Annotated in this window: 1 protein-coding gene; it reads right to left on the bottom strand. The window is 39.3% G+C overall.

What is annotated here, in order from left to right; translation table 11 throughout:
* On the bottom strand, positions 1-1,127 hold a 1,127-nt coding region (locus WFZ85_RS15990; RefSeq protein WP_461782271.1), incomplete at both ends, for a transposase.

The following is a 1,127-nucleotide window of genomic DNA, read 5'->3' as shown; positions in this document are numbered from 1 at the left end:
GTTTTGCTTCTCACTCGTACCATTTTCTTAGCATAGTGTGGGTTTTGTGTGAGTTTTTGGTGCATTCTATCGTAGTGTTCTTTGTGGATGCTGTCGTCTATCTTCTTGAACTTGGTGCTTTTTCCACAGCACTGTTCTCGTAGTGGGCAGTTTTTACAAGAACTCTCGCTGCTTCTGTAGGTGCGCTTGGTGTAGCCTTTGCTGTCGGTTTTCTCACCTTTAAATAGTAGAATGGCTCGGTTGCCTCCTTCTTTGATACATTCATATTGGTGCAATTCTTTATTGAAGATAAAGCCTTCTCGCTCGGGTTTGTATTGCCCAAAGTTAGGAATGTAGGCATTGATATTTTTTTGGTGCAAATACTTTAAAGATTCTCCACTGCTATATCCTCCATCGGCTAAAAGTTCTTCTAATTCGATACCGTTTTCGTTTAGGTTTTCTTCTGTAAGTTCAACTATTTTTTCTACACATTGACTATCGCGTTTATCGGCAAAATCTGAACAAGCTCCTGTTATTACATGATGAGCATCATCTACAGCTATTTGTCCAAAATAATTTAACTGACGTGCTTTGCCTGGTTTTACACTTACCCTGGCATCAGAATCTGTGGGAGAATAATGTGTGTGATTGGATACAAATCTTGGGCGAATTAAATTGCCATGTGCATCTACTTTATCGATGTTGAAGTTAGGATTGGGTTGGCCTTTATAGGCTTCTTCTTTCCATGCATGGTGTTGTTCCACCAGTTTCTTTCTGGTGCTTGTGGTTTTGAATTCGCTATTCTCTTCTAATTCATCGACAAAGGCACTGGCATCTTCCAAAACTTCTTTCTCCACCAAACTATCCATACTGGCATTGGCTTTGATAAAAACGCTATCTACTGCTTGACGCTTGCCACGAATCATCCCTTTGGAAACACATAGTTTTAAAACGGCTTTGAACAAGCTTAGAAATACTTCTTCGCCATACAATTGTCGGGTTCTACTTATGGTGCTGTGCCAAGGTAATGACTCATGAATATCGTAACCTAAAAACAAGCGAATCGATAAACTATCACTGCAATAGGCTATTAATTGCCTATCGGAATTAAGATTGTTTAGATAACCCACTAAGAGGATTTTAAAGAA

Source organism: Flavobacterium aureirubrum, assembly GCF_038739835.1.
Taxonomy (GTDB): Bacteria; Bacteroidota; Bacteroidia; order Flavobacteriales; family Flavobacteriaceae; genus Flavobacterium; species Flavobacterium aureirubrum.
The sequence above is the reverse complement of the archived record's forward strand: the minus strand, read 5'-3'. Positions and strand labels throughout refer to the sequence as shown.